Below are 16,345 nucleotides of genomic sequence, written 5' to 3' on the forward strand. Positions count from 1 at the left end.
ATGGACTGATTGGTCCATAACCTGTTCATTCCGGATCGATCGGTCAAGAATAATTCTGGACTGATCGATCCAGATCGCTAGGATGCGACCATGGCCAGACCTTCGGAATTCGATCGCGACGAGGCGATCGCCAGCGCGATCAGGGTGTTCGCCCGCCACGGCTACGAGGCCGCCTCGACCAGCGACCTGATCGAGGGCATGGGCATCGGCCGCCAGAGCCTCTACGGCGCGTTCGGCGACAAGCGCCGGCTGTTCCTGGAGGCCCTGCGCCGCTACTCGGACGGTTCGCTGGCGCTGATGAACGAGGCGCTGGCCGGCGGCTCGCCGCGCGAGGCCATCGAGGCGGCGCTGCTCGTGGGCCTGGGCGACGCCGAAGACCTGGAGACCGGCTGCCTGGGCGTCGGCTCGATCGTCGAGTTCAGCCGCACCGACGCCGAGGTCAACGCCCTCAACGACGCCGCCGCCACCCTGGTCGTGGCCGCCTTCGCAGCCCGGGTGAAGGACGGGATCGCGGCGGGCGCGTTCGACCCCGGCCTCGACCCGCAGGCCGCCGGCCGCATGCTGCTGACCTTGCGCTCGGGCCTCAAGGTCGCCGCGCGCGGCGGCGCGGGCGAAGACGAACTGCGCCAGGCCGCCCGTCTGGCGCTGCGGGGGCTGAGCTAGGGGCTGGCGCCTTGTTGTGCCAGGCTCTCTCCATGGTAGAGCTGCTGCCGCATGTCAGCAGGGGGATGGGGCGCTATGGGATTTCGGGTTTTGGCGGTCGTCGGCGCAGGCGTATTGGCGGCGGCGTCTCAAAGCATCTCTGCGCAGCCTGCCGCAAACGCGTCGGGTGGCGCTGATCCGGCCAGGGTCTGCCGGGCCGCCATCGCCGCGCTGATGGGACGCGATCCGGCGATCATCAAGGTCGTGCGGTCCGCGGGTGGCGTTGTCGATACCCGCTACGTCAGGCCCACGGACGGAACCGTCTGGAAGAACCGTTGTCGCATCAGTGGTAATCGCGTGGAGTGGGCGGCCTATCAGGGCGGCGCGCTCGGACGCTGGCGCAGCGAGGACGTCATTACCTATTCCGTTTCCGGCGGGCGTATTCGCGTCGTTGGCAGCAGCTATGGCGAGCAGATGTTCAACGAAATCTACACCGTACGCTAAGGCGCATTGAGGTCCGTTGAGGCCGGATCCTGGTGGCCACCATTTGTCACTTTTGTCTGACAAATGAATCCGCCATGCTACTCATGACCGCCCGATCCAACGGGCGAGCGTGAGGGAGGCGTTGCATGCGGAAGATCCTGGCGGCCGGCGTGGCCGGGGCGATCATGGCCATGGCGGGGGCGGCGAGCGCCCAGCCGCCCAAGGTCGATCCGGTGCAGGTGGATCCCGCCCGTCCCGACTGGGAGAACCCCGCCGTCAACGCCCGCGGCAAGCTGCCGGCGACGGCCACCCACTTCCCGTTCGAGAGCCGCGCGCTGGCCCTGGCCGGCGACATGACGAGGTCGGCCCGCTATCTGCGCCTCGACGGCCAGTGGGCCTTCCACTTCTCGCCGTCTTCGGACGCCACGCCCACGGGCTTCGAAAAGTCGGACTACGACGCCTCGGGCTGGAAGGACATCAAGGTCCCGGCCATGTGGCAGGCGGAGGGCTACGACCAGGCCCGCTACAACAACATCACCTATCCGTTCCCGGCCAACCGGCCGCTGATCCCGCACGCGACCAACCCCGTGGGCTCCTACCGCCGCACCTTCGAGGTTCCCGCCGGCTGGAGCGGCCAGGACGTGATCCTGCACGTCGGCGCGGCCGGGGCGGCCTACCGCGTCTGGGTCAACGGGCAGGAGGTCGGCTACTACGAGGACTCCAAGCTGCCGGCCGAGTTCGACGTCACCAGGCATGTGCGTCCAGGCCAGAACCTGATCGCCATCCAGGTGCACCGCTGGGCCGACGGCTCGTACTTGGAGGACCAGGACTTCTGGCGGGTCTCGGGCATCGAGCGCTCGGTCTATCTCAAGGCCATTCCGCAGGCCCGCGCCGGCGACCTCTTCGTCAAGGCCGGCCTCGACAAGGCCTATCGCGACGGGACCCTGTCGACCGAGCTGTCCCTGACCGCCCGCAAGGCGCCGCTGACCGCGCGGATGACCCTGCTGGACGGCGACAGGGAGGTGCTGAAGACCGAGGCCAAGGTCGCCCCCGGCGCGGCGAAGACCGTCTCGCTGACCGCCGCCGTTCCGGGCGTTCGTCCGTGGACCGCCGAGACCCCCAACCTCTACACCCTGCTGGTCGAGCTGGTGGACGCCAAGGGCCAGGTGGTCCAGGCCACGCCCCAGCGCATCGGCTTCCGCACCGTCGAGATCAAGGACGGCCGGGTGATGGTCAACGGCCGTCCCATCGTCATCCGCGGCGTCAATCGCCACGAGCACGACCCGGAGACCTTCCACGTCATCTCCGAGGAGAGCATGCGCCGCGACATCGAGCTGATGAAGCGGGCCAACATCAACGCCGTGCGCACCTCGCACTATCCCAACGACGAGCGCTTCTACGCCCTGGCCGACGAGTACGGCCTCTATGTGATGGACGAGGCCAATATCGAGAGCCACGCCTACATGGACTACGGCAACAAGGTCCCGGCGCTGCGCGAGCAGATGCAGCTGGGCTTCGACCCGGCCTGGGAGGCCGCCCACCGCGACCGGGTGCTGAACATGGTCGAGCGCGACAAGAACCACCCGTCGGTGATCTTCTGGTCGCTGGGCAACGAGGCCGGCATCGGCCCCAATTTCGAGAAGGCCGCCGCGGCCGCCCGCAAGCGCGATCCCTCGCGCCTGATCTCCTATCTGGGCTGGGGCACGCTGGACTGGGAGCACCAGCCGAACAGTTACGTCGACATCTACGCCCCGATGTACGACGACATCGAGAAGATGGTGGACTGGGCCAAGGACCCCACCCGCATTCAGCCGATGATCCAGTGCGAATACGCCCACATGCAGGGCAACGGCGGCGGCGACTTCAAGGACTACTGGGACACCATCTACGCCTACGACAAGCTGCAAGGCGGCTTCATCTGGGACTGGGTCGACCAGTCGATGTACCGCTACGCCAAGGACGGCCGGCGCTACTGGGGCGACGGCGGCGAGTACGGCAAGAACCCGGGCGGCGACATCGAGTTCGGCGACGGCATGATCCAGCCCGATCGCACGCCCAATCCGCACTTCTACGAGGTGCGCAAGGTGCTCTCGCCGATCCAGTTTTCCGCCTTCGATCCGGCGACGGGCAAGGTGATGATCACCAACCGCCACGACTTCCGCGATCTCTCCGGCTTCGACTTCGAGTGGGTGCTGGAGGGCGACGGCGTCGAGATCGCCTCGGGCGCCCTGCCGGCCCTGGCGACCAGGGCCCGGGGCGTCGAGACCGTGGCCCTGCCGTTGCCGGCGATCGCGACCAGGCCCGGCGTCGAGTATTTCGTCACCGTGCGCGCCAAGGCCAAGTCCGGCGCCGTGCCGCTGACCCCGGCCGGCTACGTGGTCGGCTGGGAGCAGTTCTCGGTTTCCGCCACGCCCAGGACCGCCGTGAGCCGCCCCGGCGCGGTGACCCTGGCCGACGGCAAGGACGCTGTCGTGCTCGAGGCCGCCGGCGCGAAGCTGACGATCGACCGGGCCACGGGCCTTGTGTCGTCCTACGCCAAGGACGGGACGGTGCTGGCCAAGGGCGGGGCGCCCAACTTCTTCCGGGCCGAGACCGACAACGACACCCTCAACGGCACGGTCGCCCAGCAGAAGCCCTGGCGGGTGATGACCGATGCGCGCCAGGTCCGCGCCCTGACCGCCCGCAAGACCAACGGCGGCGCCGAGGTCGTGGTCGAGCACGCCCTGGGGGCCGGGGCGGCGACCTTCACCACCACCTACGCCATGGCCGGCGACGGCTCGGTGGCGGTCAGCGGCGAGCTGGTTCCGCTCAAGGACGACCTGCCGCCGCCGGTGCGGGTGGGCCTGTGGTTCACCCTGCCCAGCCAGCCCAAGACCGTCGAGTGGCTGGGGCGCGGTCCGCACGAGTCTTACGTCGACCGCTTCACCTCGGCTCCCATCGGCCTGTGGCGCGGGGCGCTGGCCGACCAGAACCACGACTACATGCGGCCCCAGGACACCGGCAACAAGCTGGACGTCCGCTGGATGGAGCTGGGTTCGGGCGGTCCTGGCCTGCGCGTCGAGGCCGACAAGCCGCTGATGATGCAGGCCCTGGCCTTCCCCTATCAGGACCTCTACCGCCGTCCGGCCGGAACCTGGAAGTCGTCCGACATCGTCCCCCACGGCGAGGGAACCCTGATCGTCGACGCCGCCCAATGGGGCGTCGGCGGCGACACCACCTGGAACCACGTCGGCCAGCCGCACGGCAAGTACCGCACGAAGCTGGAGCCTACCCGGGTCGGCTTCCGCCTGTCGCCGTTCACGGGCGAGGGCACGACGCCGGGCAAGGCCAGGCCGGCGCGGGCGACCGAGGTAGAGTGACCGGCGCGTGAATCGATCGCCAGGATATTCAATCCTGGCGATTTCAGCTTTTTCAGCATCTACCTGCGCGCGACGGCTTGCCGTCGGCGGGGCGCCCTCTAGATTGCAATTGACGGGTGTAGGTTATCCCGGGGGGCTTTGAGTTCATGAAAGTTGTTGTCGCGACGACCTATGCGACGTTCCCGCCGACTTCCGGCGCCGCGTTACGGAACTTCCACCTCTATCGGGAGATCGCCAGGCGTCACCCCGTGACGATCCTGGCCCTGGTCAAGCAGGACGCCGGAGCCCTGGACGCCGAGATCGCCCCGGGGCTGGTCGAACGCCGGATCCCGATCTCCGACGACCATCTCTGGGAAGAGCTGCGGCTGTGCGAGAAGGCCGACGGCCACCAGGTGGGCGACTTCGCCGTCTCGCACCTGTTCCGCCTGACGCCGGCCTATGTCGAGGCGCTGAAGGCGGCCTGCGACGAGGCCGACGTGCTGGTCGCCAGCCACCCCCACCTGATCTACGCCCTGCGCCAGCTCAGCGACAAGCCGGTGGTCTACGAGGCGCCGGACGTCGAGATCGACCTGCGCCGCAGCCACCTGCCGCGCACCGCCGAAACCGAGCGGATGCTGGTCCGCATCGAGCAGACCGAGGCCCACTGCCTGGCCGAGGCCGACCTCGTCCTGGCCTGCAGCGAAGGCGACCTGGAGCGGTTCGTCGAGCACTACGGCGCCGCGCGCGACAAGCTGCGGGTGGCCGAGAACGGTGTCGAGACCTGGCCCTTCGACCCGTCCCGCCATGCGCGCGCCGGGGCGCCGGGCGCGCGGCCGCGCTGCCTGTTCCTGGCCAGCTGGTCGCCGCCCAACATCGACGCGGCGCTGCTGCTGCTGGACATGGCCGCCGCGACGCCGCAGCTCGACTTCGTGCTGGCCGGCAGCGTCGCCCTCGCGCCCGAGGTCAACGCCGTCCCGCCGCCGCCCAACGTCCGCCTGGCGCCCCGCCTGTCCGACGAGGAGAAGCAGGCCGAGCTGGCGGGCGCCGACCTGGCGCTCAACCCGGTGACCAGCGGCTCGGGCAGCAACATCAAGATCCGCGAATACATCGGCGCCGGCCTGCCGGTGCTGTCGACGCCGTTCGGGGCGCGGGGGCTGCCCGCGTCGGTCCGCGCCAACCTGGACTTCGCCGAGGTCGAGGACTTCGCCGCGGCCCTGGTCGCCCTGGCCGCGCGGTCCCCGGCCGAACGCGAAAGCCGCGCCCGCGCCGCGCGCGAGGACCTGCTGGCCGTGCTGTCCTGGGAGCGGGTGGGGGCCCGCGCGGCCGACGACATCGCGACGATGATGGCGTCACGCCCGCGACCCGCCGACGACAAGGTCGCGGTGGTCATCCCGATGTATAACGCCGCGTCCTACATCGAGGAGACGATCCGCTCGGCGCTCGACCAGACCCATCGCGACCTCGAGGTCGTGGTGGTCGACGACGGCTCGACGGACGGCTCGCCCGACATCGTCCGGCGGCTGGCGCGCGAGGATTCCCGGGTGCGCATGACGCATCACGGCGGCGGCCGCAACCGGGGCGTCAGCCGCACCATCGAGCTGGGCGTGCGCGCGGCCCGCGCCCCATTCATCGCCCTGCTCGACTCCGACGACGCCTTCGAGCCCGACAAGCTGCGGCTACAGCTCGAGGCCTTCCGAGCGCATCCCGAGGCCGTGCTCTGCCACACGCTCTGCACCGTCGTGTCGGAGGACGACCCGGCCCTGGCGGCCAGCGCCGAAGCCTATTTCAACCACGTGCCCAGCGCGCCGTTCTACGATCCGATGGCCGAGCCGACGGCCTTCACCCGCATGAACGTGCTGACCTCCAGCGCGCTGATCCGGACCGCGACCTTCAAGCGCACCCCGTTCTCGGGCGAGCAGTTCTGGCAGAACGAGGACTACACGATCGTCACCCTGCTGGGCTCGCGCGGGTGGTTCGTGCACCTGCCGCGCCGGCTGGCGCGCTATCGGATCCATCCCAAGTCCTACACCGCCCAGCACCTGACCTCGCCGCTGAAGCACGTGCACGCCATTGTCGAAGGCGTGGTCATGCTGGCCGTGCGGCTGGAAGGCGAGGCGCTGAAGGCCGCCGCGAGCAAGCATCTGCAGGACGCCGTCGACCTGCTGCGCGGCCACTATCAGGACGACGCCCTGCGCGACCCGCCGCCGCCTCCTCCGCCTCCCCCTCCGCCGCCTCCGCCTCCGCCCCCGCCGCCGTCGGTGGCGAGGCGGGTGCTGAACCGGCTGGTGCTGATCGTGCGGCTGCTGTTGCCGATTCCGATCCGCGGCCTCTGACCGGCGCGAACGCGTCCTGGGCGACAAGTAGTGGAGTAGGGGGACAGATGGCCGAGTGTGGAGCGATCGCGGAGGGCCTGGCCCTGGAGGCGGGGCGGTTCATCGCGCGGGTGGAGGATCGCGACCTGACGGTCTGCGTGCTGGGGCTGGGCTATGTGGGCCTGCCCCTGGCGCTGGACCTGGCGAAGGCCGGCTTCGCCGTCGTCGGCTGTGATTCCAGCCCCGCGGTCCTGGACAGCCTGGCCGCGCGCCGCAGCCCGCTGCCGCATATCGCCGACGCGGCGCTGGAGGCGCTGTGGCCCCGGTTCGCCGCCGTCGCCCCGGCGGCGGGCCGCGCGCCCGCGGCCGACGTCTACCTGATCTGCGTGCCGACCCCGCTGTCGCCGTCCGGCGCGCCCGACATGGGGGCGGTGATGGAAGCGGCCGAACTGATCGGTCCGGCGCTGACCCGCGGCGCCCTGGTGGCGCTGGAATCGACCGTCTATCCCGGGGCGACCGCCGAGCTCGTGCGGCCCAGGCTGGAGCGGCTCAGCGGCCTGCGGGCCGGCCGCGACTTCGCCCTGGCCCACGCGCCCGAGCGCCAGAACCCCGGCGGGGCCAGCGGCGAGCAGTCGCGTCGCCGCCTGGTGGGAGCCGACAGCCACGCGGAGCGCGAGATGGCGCTCGGCCTCTATCGCACCTTCGCCGAGCCCACGGCGGTCGACAGCCTGGCCACCGCCGAGGCGGCCAAGCTGAGCGAGAACGTCTTCCGGCTGGTCAACATCGCCCTGGCCAACGAACTGGCCGCCACCTTCCGGGGCATGGGGCTGGATCCCTGGGCGGTGGCCCGGGCGGCGGCGACCAAACCGTTCGGCTTCATGCCCTTCGCGGCCGGTCCCGGGGTCGGCGGCCACTGCATTCCGGTGGATCCGGTCTATCTGACCTGGCGCGCCGAGGGCATGGGCCTGAGCCTGCCGCTGGTCGACGCGGCCCGCGACATCGTCGGGCGCCGCCCGGCCGAGGTCTGCGCCGAGGTGCTGGCCGCCCTGCCGCCCCGCGCGGCCGGCGGTCGCGGACGGGTCCTGGTGGTCGGCGCGGCCTACAAGCGCAATGTCGGCGACGCCCGCCACAGCCCCGCGGTCGAGATCATCGAGATCCTGGCCGAGGCCGGGTGCGAGACGGCCTACTGCGACCCGTTCGTGCCGCAACTGGAGGCGGGCGGGCGCCTGCTGAACGCCGCGCCCGTCGACGAGGTCCTGGCGCGGGACTGGGACGCGGTGGTCATCGTCACCGACCACGACCGGGTCGACCACGCCGCCTTCCTGCGCGCCGCGCCGCTGGTGTTCGACACGCGCAACGTCCTGGCCGGCGTCGCCGGCGCGGGCGCCCGGGTGGTGCAGGTCTGAGGGCGGCGGATCTCGTCCGCCGCTAGCGGCCCGTTTTTAGCGAGAGGTCAGGATCACGGTGGCGAAATCGGGGTCGTCGGAGGACCGGCGGCCATAGTCGTGGTCGACCCGGTCGAGGGCGAAGCCCGCGCGATCGCCGGCCGCGACCAGCATATTATCCGTATACGGACGAATGACGTCGATCGTCGTCCATTCCCGCACCGCCTGGCCTGGGGCGGTGAGGCGGTAGAGGCGCTCGATCCGGTTACGGCCGCCGTCCAGCGGCGCGATGCGGCGGAACCGCGCCAGGCGGCCCTCGCCATGGGGGCGGTCGTAGTCCTGGCGGAACTCGGCGAAGGCCGAGACGTCGCGCGGCGTGAAGGCGTCCAGCGCCAGCCGGCCGCCGGGCCGCAGCAGCGCGCGGACCCCGGCCAGCATGGCGTCCAGCGCCGCGTCGTCGGTCAGGTAGGTGACCATCGAGAACGGCGCGATGACCGTCTGGAAGCTTTGCGTGAACGACAGGGCGGCGGCGTCCATGCAGGCGCAGCGGGCGGCCAGGCCCCGCGCGGCGGCGTCCCGCGCCAGGCGCCGCAGCATCGGCCAGGAGCGGTCGACGCCGGTCACGTCGATCCCGGCGGCCAGCAGGGGCAGGGTGACCCGGCCGGTGCCGCAGCCCAGCTCCAGCACCGGGCCCGGCGCCGCGCGGCACAGGTCGGCGTAGTAGCCGACGTCGTCGACGGCCAGGTTCGAGCCCATGTCGGTGTCGTAGACCTCGGCGATGAGGTCGTAGGACCAGGCGCTCATCGGGCGCCCGCCACGGCGTGGAGCCGCAAGGGCGTCGATCGTCTGGCGCGGTCCGGCGGATCGATATAGCTACGCACGAAGGTTGTATCGCGGCGCGGTCTCGCCGAGGCAAGGCCTTTCGGGAGTGGATCTCGCCCTTGAAGAAAGTTCTCATCACCGGCGGCGCCGGCTTCATCGGCGCCTGGCTGGGCCGCGCCTTGCTCGACCAGGGCGTCGAGGTCGTGGCGCTGGACGACCTGTCGACCGGAACCTGGCCCAACCCCACGCTCGGCGAGCCCGAGGGGCTGACCTTCGTGCGCGGCGACTGCGCCGACGCGGCGCTGGTCGCCCGGCTGGTCGAGGGCTGCGACTTCGTCTTCCACCTTGCGGCCGTGGTCGGGGTGCGGCGCGTGGTCGAGTCGCCGCTGCGGACGGCGCTGGTCAACCAGGCCACCACCCTGACGGTGCTGGAGGCCGCCGCCGGCGCCGGGGTTCCCGTCCTGCTGGCCTCGTCGAGCGAGGTCTATGGCCCGCTGGCGACGGCTCCGTTCCGCGAGGACGACGCGGGCAGCTTCGGTCCGCCCGAACAGGGCCGCTGGACCTACGCCCTGACCAAGGCGGCGGGCGAGCAGCTGGCCTTCGCCCTGGGCCGCGAGCGGGGCCTGCCCTTCGTGGTGGTGCGGCTGTTCAACACCGTCGGGCCGGGCCAGTCGGCCGCCTTCGGCATGGTGCTGCCGCGCTTCGTCGACCAGGCCCGGCGCGGCGAGCCGATCACCGTCTATGGCGACGGCGAGCAGACCCGGGTGTTCTGCCATGTCGCCGACGTGGTCGACGCCCTGGTCGCCCTGGCCCGCACGCCGTCGAGCTGGGGGCGGCTCTACAACGTGGGCGGGGTCGAGAGCGTGTCGATCCTCGACCTGGCCCGCAAGGTGCGCGAGCGGCTGGGCTCGGACTCGCCGATCCGCCACGTGCCCTTCGTCCAGGCCTTCGGCGACGACTTCGCCGAGGCCCGCCATCGCCAGCCCGACATCGGCCGGATCGCCCAGGCGGTCGGCTGGTCGCCCCGGCGGGGGCTGGAGCGGATCATCGACGACGCGATCGCCGGCGCGGACGAGGCCTCGCCCAGACGCGAGCTGGAACGGGGAGAGGCCTGACATGGGCGCGATCGGCCTGGGCGAAAGCCTGCTGAGCAAGGGACGTCGCCTGCTGGTGATCAGCCCCCATCCCGACGACGAGACCTTCGGCTGCGGCGGGCTGATGGCCCGCGCCGTCGACGCCGGCTGCGAGGTGGCGGTCATGGTGATCTCGGCCCCCGAGGCGCTGCCGCAGTTCGGGGCCGACGAGGCGGTGGTCGGGGGCGATCGCCGGCGCAGCGAGTTCGAGGCGGCGATGGCGGTGCTGGGGGTCCGCGACCACGAGGTGCTGTTCACCTCCGACGAGGTCCACATGCGGCTGGACGCCATGCCCCAGGCCGAGCTGGTCGGCCTGATCGAGCGGCGCGCCGGCTACGCCTTCGAGGCCTTCCGGCCAGACATCGTCTGCATGCCGGCGCCGTCCTACAACCAGGACCACGTCGCGGTGTTCCGCGCCGTGATCGCCGCCTGCCGCCCGCACCTGCCGGCCGACAAGGCCTTCGCCTCGCTGGTCATGGAATACGACCAGCCGCAGTTGGGCTGGGGCGCCGAGCCGTTCCACCCCAACCTCCATGTCGACATCGGCGCGACCCTGGAGCGCAAGCTGGCGGCCTATGGCTGCTACCGCTCGCAGATCCGCCAGGAGCCGCATCACGCCAGCCTAGCCAATGTCGAGCGGCTGGCGCGGCTGCGCGGGTCGGAGGTGTCGCTGGCGGCGGCCGAGGCCTTCCGCGTGCGGCGGCTGGTGCTCTAGAGGACGGCCGCCGTTCAGCCGGCCATGGCCTCGCGCTTTTCCTCCAGCATCAGCCAGTCCTCCTCGGCCTGGGCCAGATCGGCGCGGGCCTTGTCGAGGGCCTTCATGATCTTGTCGAAGCCGGCCGGGTCGCGGGCGTAGAGGTTGGGGTCGTCCAGCTTCTTCTCCAGGTCGGCCAGGATCTTGGGCGAACCCGCGATCAGGGCCTCGCACTCCTCGAGGCGCCGCTGGTCCTTGTAGGACAGCTTGGTGGCCTTCTTGGGCGGGGCGGCCGCAGGGGTGACGACGGCCTTGTGCGAGCCCGTGCCGGTGGCGAAGTCGCCGGCCGCGCCGCGCGCGCCCTTGAAGAAGTCCGGGGACTGGTCGATCAGGTCGGTCCAGCCGCCGGGGGTCTCCAGCACGTCGCCATGGCCGTTCATGGCGATGGTCGAGGTGGCCAGGCGGTCGATGAAGTCGCGGTCGTGGCTGACCAGAATGAGGGTTCCCTCGAAATCAGCCAGCAGCTCTTCCAGCAGGTCCAGCGTGTCCATGTCGAGGTCGTTGGTCGGTTCGTCGAGCACCATCAGGTTCATCGGCGAGGCCAGCGCCCGGGCCAGCAAGAGGCGGTTGCGCTCGCCGCCCGACAGGCTGGTGACCGGCTGGCGCAGCTGGGCCTCGGTGAACAGGAACTCCTTGGCGTAGCCGGCCACGTGCTTGGACACGCCCCGCACCAGGATGGAGTCGCCGCCCGACGGGGTCAGGAAGTCCCAGACGGTGATCTTTTCCGACAGCGCCAGGCGGTTCTGGTCGACATAGGCGATCTCGAGATTGGTGCCCATCTGCACCGTACCGGCGTCGGCCGCGATCTCGCCCAGCAGCATGCGCACCAGGGTGGTCTTGCCCGCGCCGTTGGGGCCCACCAGGGCCACGCGGTCGCCGCGCAGGATGCGGGTCGAGAAGTTCTCGACGATGACGCGCTCGCCGAACTTCTTGGTCAGGCCCTTGGCCTCGACCACCCGCTTGCCCGACGTGCCCGAGCTTTCGACGGCCATGCTCATCGAGCCGCGCTTGTCGGACTGGATGTCCTTCTTTTCGGCGCGCAGGGCCATCAGGGCGCGGCGGCGGCCCTCGTTGCGGGCCCGGCGGCCCTGGACGCCGCGGGCCAGCCAGGCGTTCTCGACTTCCAGCTTCTTGTTGAGGCGGCGCTCTTCTTCCGCCTCGGCGGCCAGCACCTGCTCGCTCCAGGTCTCGAACTCGGAAAAGCCCTTGTCGAGGCGGCGCACCTTGCGGTGCTCCAGCCAGAAGGTGCGCTGGGTGACGCGGTTGAGGAAGGCGCGGTCGTGGCTGACGATCAGCGCCGCGCACTTGGAGTTGGCCAGCTCCTCTTCCAGCGTCTGGATGGCGAAGATGTCGAGGTGGTTGGTCGGCTCGTCCAGCAGCAGCACGTCGGGCTGCTCGGCGAACGCCCGGGCCAGCGCCGCGCGGCGACGCTCGCCGCCCGACAGGCCCTGCGTGCTCTGGGCGAAGTCCAGGCCGAAGTCGGCCAGGGTGGCGTGGGCCTCGTAGTCCTGGGCGCCGCCGGCCGTGCAGTAGTCGAGCAGGGTCTCGCCGGTGATGTCCGGCTCCTGGCTGACGAACACCACCTTGGCGCCCGGCTGCACGGCGCGCTCGCCGCTGTCGGGCTCGGCGCCCTGGGCGGCCAGCACTTTCAAGAGGGTCGACTTGCCGGCGCCGTTGCGGCCCACCAGGCAGGCGCGCACGCGCGGCTCCAGGGCGAGGTCCACGCCGTCGAACAAAGGCTTGGCGCCGTCGGCGAGACGGACGTCCTTGAGGGCGAGCACGGGGGCGCGGGCGGGGGCGGCCATGAAGCGGTCTTTACGTCTGGTACGGCGGTGAGGGCGAGGAGATGGGGCCTATAGCAGGGCGCGGGGAGGGGGAAGGCGGAAAGTTTGCGAACCTCCCCCTGTGGGGGAGGCGATCGCGCAGCGATCGGTGGGGGGAACTGGTCTGAAATCGACCGGCGCCTTGGAAGCTGAAAACGGCCCCCCACCGGCCTTCGGCCGCCTCCCCCACAGGGGGAGGGTCTTTCTAAGCCGCCCGCTTCAGCTCCTCCACGACCGCCGGGGCCGGCCGCCGCAGCACCCTGTCCCGCAGGCGCAGGAACGGGCGCTCGACCAGCAGCCACAGCAGGAGCGCGGCGGCGAAGTCGGCGGCGAGATAGAGGCCAAGGCCGGTCCAGCCGTGCAGCACGCCGTCGCCCACGCGCTCGCGCAGCATGTGCTGCACCGGCTTGTGGACGAGGTAGAGGCTGTAGGCCAGCGCGGCGACGACGGTGACCGGAGCCAGCGGCAGGCGCTTGAGGGCCGGCTCGATGTCGAGCAGGGCGCACAGCAGAAGCGTGCTGGCCAGGCAGGCCAGCGGATAGACGACGACCGCGCCCGTCAGGTCCAGGCTGACCCCGTCGGCGTGGCGGATGCACAAGGCGACCGTGCCGGCGGCGGCGACGAGGCCCAGCGGTCCGGTCAGCCAGGGCGGGGCGAAACGGGCGACCATGGCGGGGCGGAAGACGCGGGCGGCGGCCAGCAGCACGCCCATGGCCAGGCCGTCCAGGCGCGTCCAGGTGGGATAGTAGACCAGCCGCAGGAAATCGGCGGGCCGCGTGGCCGGGTCGGCGGCGGGGCCGTGCCAGATCCCCCAGCGCAGGGCCATGCCGCCCAGGATCACGGCCGCGCCGACGGCGAGGGCCGGCCCCGCCCCCTTGAAGCGGGCCAGGACGAGGACCAGCGGGGGGAGAAGCCAGTAGAAATGCTCCTCCACGCACAGCGACCAGGCCGAGGTGAAGGCCCCGGTGACCCGGTAGTCGAGGCCGAAGTTCATGGTGAAGGTCAGGAACCGCCACAGCGGCTGGATCGCCTTGCCGTCCGAGAAGCCGGGCAGGGCGAAATAGAGCGCCAGCACCACCAGGAAGGCCGGCAGGATGCGAAGGGCGCGGCTGGCCCAGAAGCGCTTGAACTCGACGCCGTTTCCCGCCGCGATCCCCTTCAGGAGCTGGGCGCCGATCAGGTAGCCGCTGAGCACGAAGAAGACATCGACCCCCAGCCAGCCGAACGGCCGGATCGCCGCCAGCGGCTCGGGCCGGGCGGGGCCCGGCATATGCCAGGCCATGACCAGCAGTATGGCGGCGGCGCGCAGCAGGTCGGGGCCGTAGGCGCGGCGATGGGCGTTCGGGCGCGAGGGTCCGAAGAGGGCGGCGATGGCCCCGGAGACGGCGTTCATGATTGTCCTGAGGGCCGCCGGGAAGGCGAGGGCGGCGGCCGGAGAGGATGGTGGCCGATCAACCCTGAGTCGTCACGGGGGAGGGACGGGATTTCGGGAGATTTCGAGGGGCGTGTGGGCCCCCTCAGTCGGCTTCGCGTTTAGATCCTCCCCCTGTGGGGGAGGTGGCCCGGAGGGCCGGAGGGGGGACGTTTTCAGCTTTCGAGGGGGTGGCAGGCTATCGAGCTACTTCCCCCTCCGTCGCTTCGCGACACCTCCCCCTTAGGGGGAGGATCTTCAGGCCGCCACCAGTTTCCACACCGAGAAATCCTTGAACCGCAGGCGGCTCCACGTGGTGCGCAGGCCAAACCAGCCCGCGGTGTAGGCGTCGGGGTCGCGCAGCTCGAACAGCTTGCGGCCGTCGGCCCAGTACTGGACGAGGTCGCCATAGGCCACGAGCTGGACGTGGACCCAGCGGTTGGGCTGGAGCAGGGCCCGGGCGTCCTTGAGGTCGTGCTGGGGCAGCATCGGCCGGTCGCCGGGACGGCCGACATAGCGGCGCAGGCGGGTGCTGGAATTGTAGTTGCCGCCCTGGCCCACATAGTAGGTCTTCAAGAGGTCGTAGCCGGTGAAGGCGCCGGTGCGGGGGCTGGCGAAGAGGTCGTCCGGGGAGCGGACGTCGGTGGCCATCCAGAAGGCGTTGAGGTCGCTGATCCGGTCGTTGCGGCCGCCTTCGTAGACGGCCAGGGCCTGGTACTCGATCAGCACGGGGCCTTGCAGCCGCGGCTTGAACCAGGCGGTGATCCCGGCCGGGGCGTCCAGCTCGAGCACGCCGCTCTGCGCGGTGACCTTGGCCGGCTGCTCGGCCTCGATGGTCCAGTGGGCGAGGCCTTGGGTGAAATCATCCCTATAGAGACGATCGGCCTTGCGCCAGGGTTCGGGAGCTTGCGCCCGGGCGGCGTTCGCCAGCGGCAGGGCGAGGGCGGACAGGGCGAGGGACCGGCGGGTGAGCATGGGGCAGGGGTAGCGCGACGGGCGCCTCTAGGGAACCTCCCCCTGTGGGGGAGGCGATCGCGCGGCGATCGGTGGGGGGAGTTGGTGATGGCGTTCAGGCGCCTGGGAAGCTGAAAACGGCCCCCCTCCGGCCCTTCGGGCCACCTCCCCCCGAAGGGGGAGGATCGTTGCTATGCAAACGCCCATCCGTCTTCGGGAGCGGGGGCTTTTGCCGGTTTGCGGCGGACGGCGGGGCTGCGCCGGGCCCGGCCGGCGGGGCGGAAGGCGGCGCGGACCAGGCGGGCGGCGCCGGCGCGCAGGCCTTTCCAGGCCGGGACGAGGCGGGCCATCACCGTGGCGGCGACGCCGACCTCGATCCAGGCGGCGAGGTCCAGGGCCAGGATCCAGGCCATTTCCGGCAGGATCACCTGGCCAGCCAAGGGAGCGATGGCCAAGAGCAGCATCAGGGCGACGGCGTTGCGCGGGGTCATGGCCGCCAGGCGCTCGGCGGGAATCTCGACCAGCCAGCGGCGCACGGGGCCGTCGTGGCGGGCGGCGGCGAACAGGCAGATCAGCAGGACGGTCAGGAGCATGGGTTTCCTCAAGGCGCAGCTTGAGGTGGTGGCGGGCGCGGAAAGGTCAAGCCATCAGGAACCTCCCCCTGTGGGGGAGGCGATCGCGTAGCGATCGGTGGGGGGAGTTGGTGCGAGGCTGGCCTGCGTCCTGGAAGCTGAAAACGGCCCCCCACCGGCCTTCGGCCGCCTCCCCCACAGGGGGAGGTTCCTTCCGAAGCCCTCAGTCCTCGTCCGGTTCGTAGGGCCAGTCGCCCTTGTCGACCATCAGGTCGGTGGCCACGAAGTCCATGGCGTCTTCCGGATCGTCGAGGCTGGCTTCGCTGATGGTCTGGTCGCGGACCGAGACGCCGGCCTTGTGGGGGCTGTCGGGGTCGCCGGTGATCAGCGGGTGCCACTGGGGCAGGGTCTTGCCCTCGTGCAGGCGGCGATAGGCGCAGGAGGGGGGCATCCACTCCAGGTCCTCGATGTTGTGCGGCGTCAGCTTGATGCAGTCGGGCACGGTCTTGCGGCGATTGGCATAGTCGCTGCAGCGGCAAAGATGGGCGTCGAGCAGCTGGCAGTGCACGCGGGTGGGGATCACCTCGCCGGTGTCTTCGTCTTCGAAGCGAACCAGGCAGCAAAGGCCGCAGCCGTCGCATAGACTCTCCCACTCGGGGACGGTCATCTGGTGAAGGGATTTCGTCTCCCAGAAAGGTTTGCGCGGCATCATCCGC

The 16,345-nt window shown here is 70.9% G+C and carries 13 protein-coding genes; 7 read left to right on the top strand and 6 right to left on the bottom strand.

Going from position 1 to position 16,345, the window contains the following annotated elements; all coding sequences use genetic code 11:
* The first annotated feature begins 90 nt into the window (after positions 1 to 90).
* The 5 genes from DDF62_RS02605 to DDF62_RS02620 all read left to right on the top strand — a co-directional run bounded on the left by DDF62_RS02605 (position 91) and on the right by DDF62_RS02620 (position 8,181).
* Positions 91 to 663, top strand: coding sequence for a TetR/AcrR family transcriptional regulator (locus DDF62_RS02605; protein ID WP_116487669.1), 573 nt, complete (start codon positions 91 to 93; stop codon positions 661 to 663).
* 90 nt (positions 664 to 753) lie between these two features.
* Positions 754 to 1,146, top strand: a complete 393-nt coding sequence (locus DDF62_RS25320; protein ID WP_133244872.1) for a hypothetical protein — start codon at positions 754 to 756, stop codon at positions 1,144 to 1,146.
* A 125-nt stretch (positions 1,147 to 1,271) separates the two neighbouring features.
* On the top strand, positions 1,272 to 4,484 hold the full coding sequence (locus tag DDF62_RS02610; protein WP_116487670.1) for a glycoside hydrolase family 2 TIM barrel-domain containing protein: 3,213 nt from the start codon (positions 1,272 to 1,274) through the stop codon (positions 4,482 to 4,484).
* A gap of 146 nt (positions 4,485 to 4,630) precedes the next feature.
* Positions 4,631 to 6,796: a glycosyltransferase gene (locus tag DDF62_RS02615; protein WP_116487671.1), complete on the top strand. Its 2,166-nt coding sequence runs from the start codon at positions 4,631 to 4,633 to the stop codon at positions 6,794 to 6,796.
* A gap of 47 nt (positions 6,797 to 6,843) precedes the next feature.
* Positions 6,844 to 8,181: a nucleotide sugar dehydrogenase gene (locus DDF62_RS02620; protein WP_116487672.1), complete on the top strand. Its 1,338-nt coding sequence runs from the start codon at positions 6,844 to 6,846 to the stop codon at positions 8,179 to 8,181.
* A gap of 36 nt (positions 8,182 to 8,217) precedes the next feature.
* Here the strand turns inward: DDF62_RS02620 and DDF62_RS02625 are convergent, their stop codons facing one another.
* Entirely contained in the window at positions 8,218 to 8,964 is a 747-nt protein-coding gene (locus tag DDF62_RS02625; RefSeq protein WP_116487673.1) for a class I SAM-dependent methyltransferase, read from the bottom strand.
* A 137-nt stretch (positions 8,965 to 9,101) separates the two neighbouring features.
* On the opposite strand from DDF62_RS02625, the gene DDF62_RS02630 reads away from it, so the two are divergent.
* Both DDF62_RS02630 and DDF62_RS02635 read left to right on the top strand, forming a co-directional pair.
* Positions 9,102 to 10,097: an NAD-dependent epimerase/dehydratase family protein gene (locus DDF62_RS02630; protein ID WP_165832154.1), complete on the top strand. Its 996-nt coding sequence runs from the start codon at positions 9,102 to 9,104 to the stop codon at positions 10,095 to 10,097.
* 1 nt (position 10,098) lies between these two features.
* Positions 10,099 to 10,830 (top strand): PIG-L deacetylase family protein, encoded by a 732-nt coding sequence (locus DDF62_RS02635; RefSeq protein WP_116487675.1) that lies wholly within the window; start codon positions 10,099 to 10,101, stop codon positions 10,828 to 10,830.
* Between the two features lie 14 nt (positions 10,831 to 10,844).
* Here DDF62_RS02635 and DDF62_RS02640 read toward each other — a convergent pair whose 3' ends face one another.
* From DDF62_RS02640 to DDF62_RS02660, 5 genes are all read right to left on the bottom strand, one after another.
* Positions 10,845 to 12,674, bottom strand: coding sequence for an ABC-F family ATP-binding cassette domain-containing protein (locus DDF62_RS02640; protein WP_116487676.1), 1,830 nt, complete (start codon positions 12,672 to 12,674; stop codon positions 10,845 to 10,847).
* A 223-nt stretch (positions 12,675 to 12,897) separates the two neighbouring features.
* Entirely contained in the window at positions 12,898 to 14,085 is a 1,188-nt protein-coding gene (locus tag DDF62_RS02645; protein ID WP_208866814.1) for an acyltransferase family protein, read from the bottom strand.
* 276 nt (positions 14,086 to 14,361) lie between these two features.
* Positions 14,362 to 15,078, bottom strand: coding sequence for a DUF6250 domain-containing protein (locus DDF62_RS02650; RefSeq protein WP_116487677.1), 717 nt, complete (start codon positions 15,076 to 15,078; stop codon positions 14,362 to 14,364).
* A 170-nt stretch (positions 15,079 to 15,248) separates the two neighbouring features.
* Positions 15,249 to 15,650 carry a hypothetical protein gene (locus DDF62_RS02655; protein WP_116487678.1) on the bottom strand — a complete coding sequence of 134 codons (402 nt, stop codon included), beginning with the start codon at positions 15,648 to 15,650 and terminating at the stop codon, positions 15,249 to 15,251.
* Between the two features lie 202 nt (positions 15,651 to 15,852).
* A complete protein-coding gene (locus tag DDF62_RS02660) occupies positions 15,853 to 16,341 on the bottom strand; it encodes a YcgN family cysteine cluster protein (protein ID WP_116487679.1) in 489 nt (162 codons plus the stop codon).
* Between the last annotated feature and the right edge of the window lie 4 nt (positions 16,342 to 16,345).

The organism is Caulobacter radicis, from assembly GCF_003094615.1.
In the GTDB taxonomy this organism is placed as follows: Bacteria; Pseudomonadota; Alphaproteobacteria; order Caulobacterales; family Caulobacteraceae; genus Caulobacter; species Caulobacter radicis.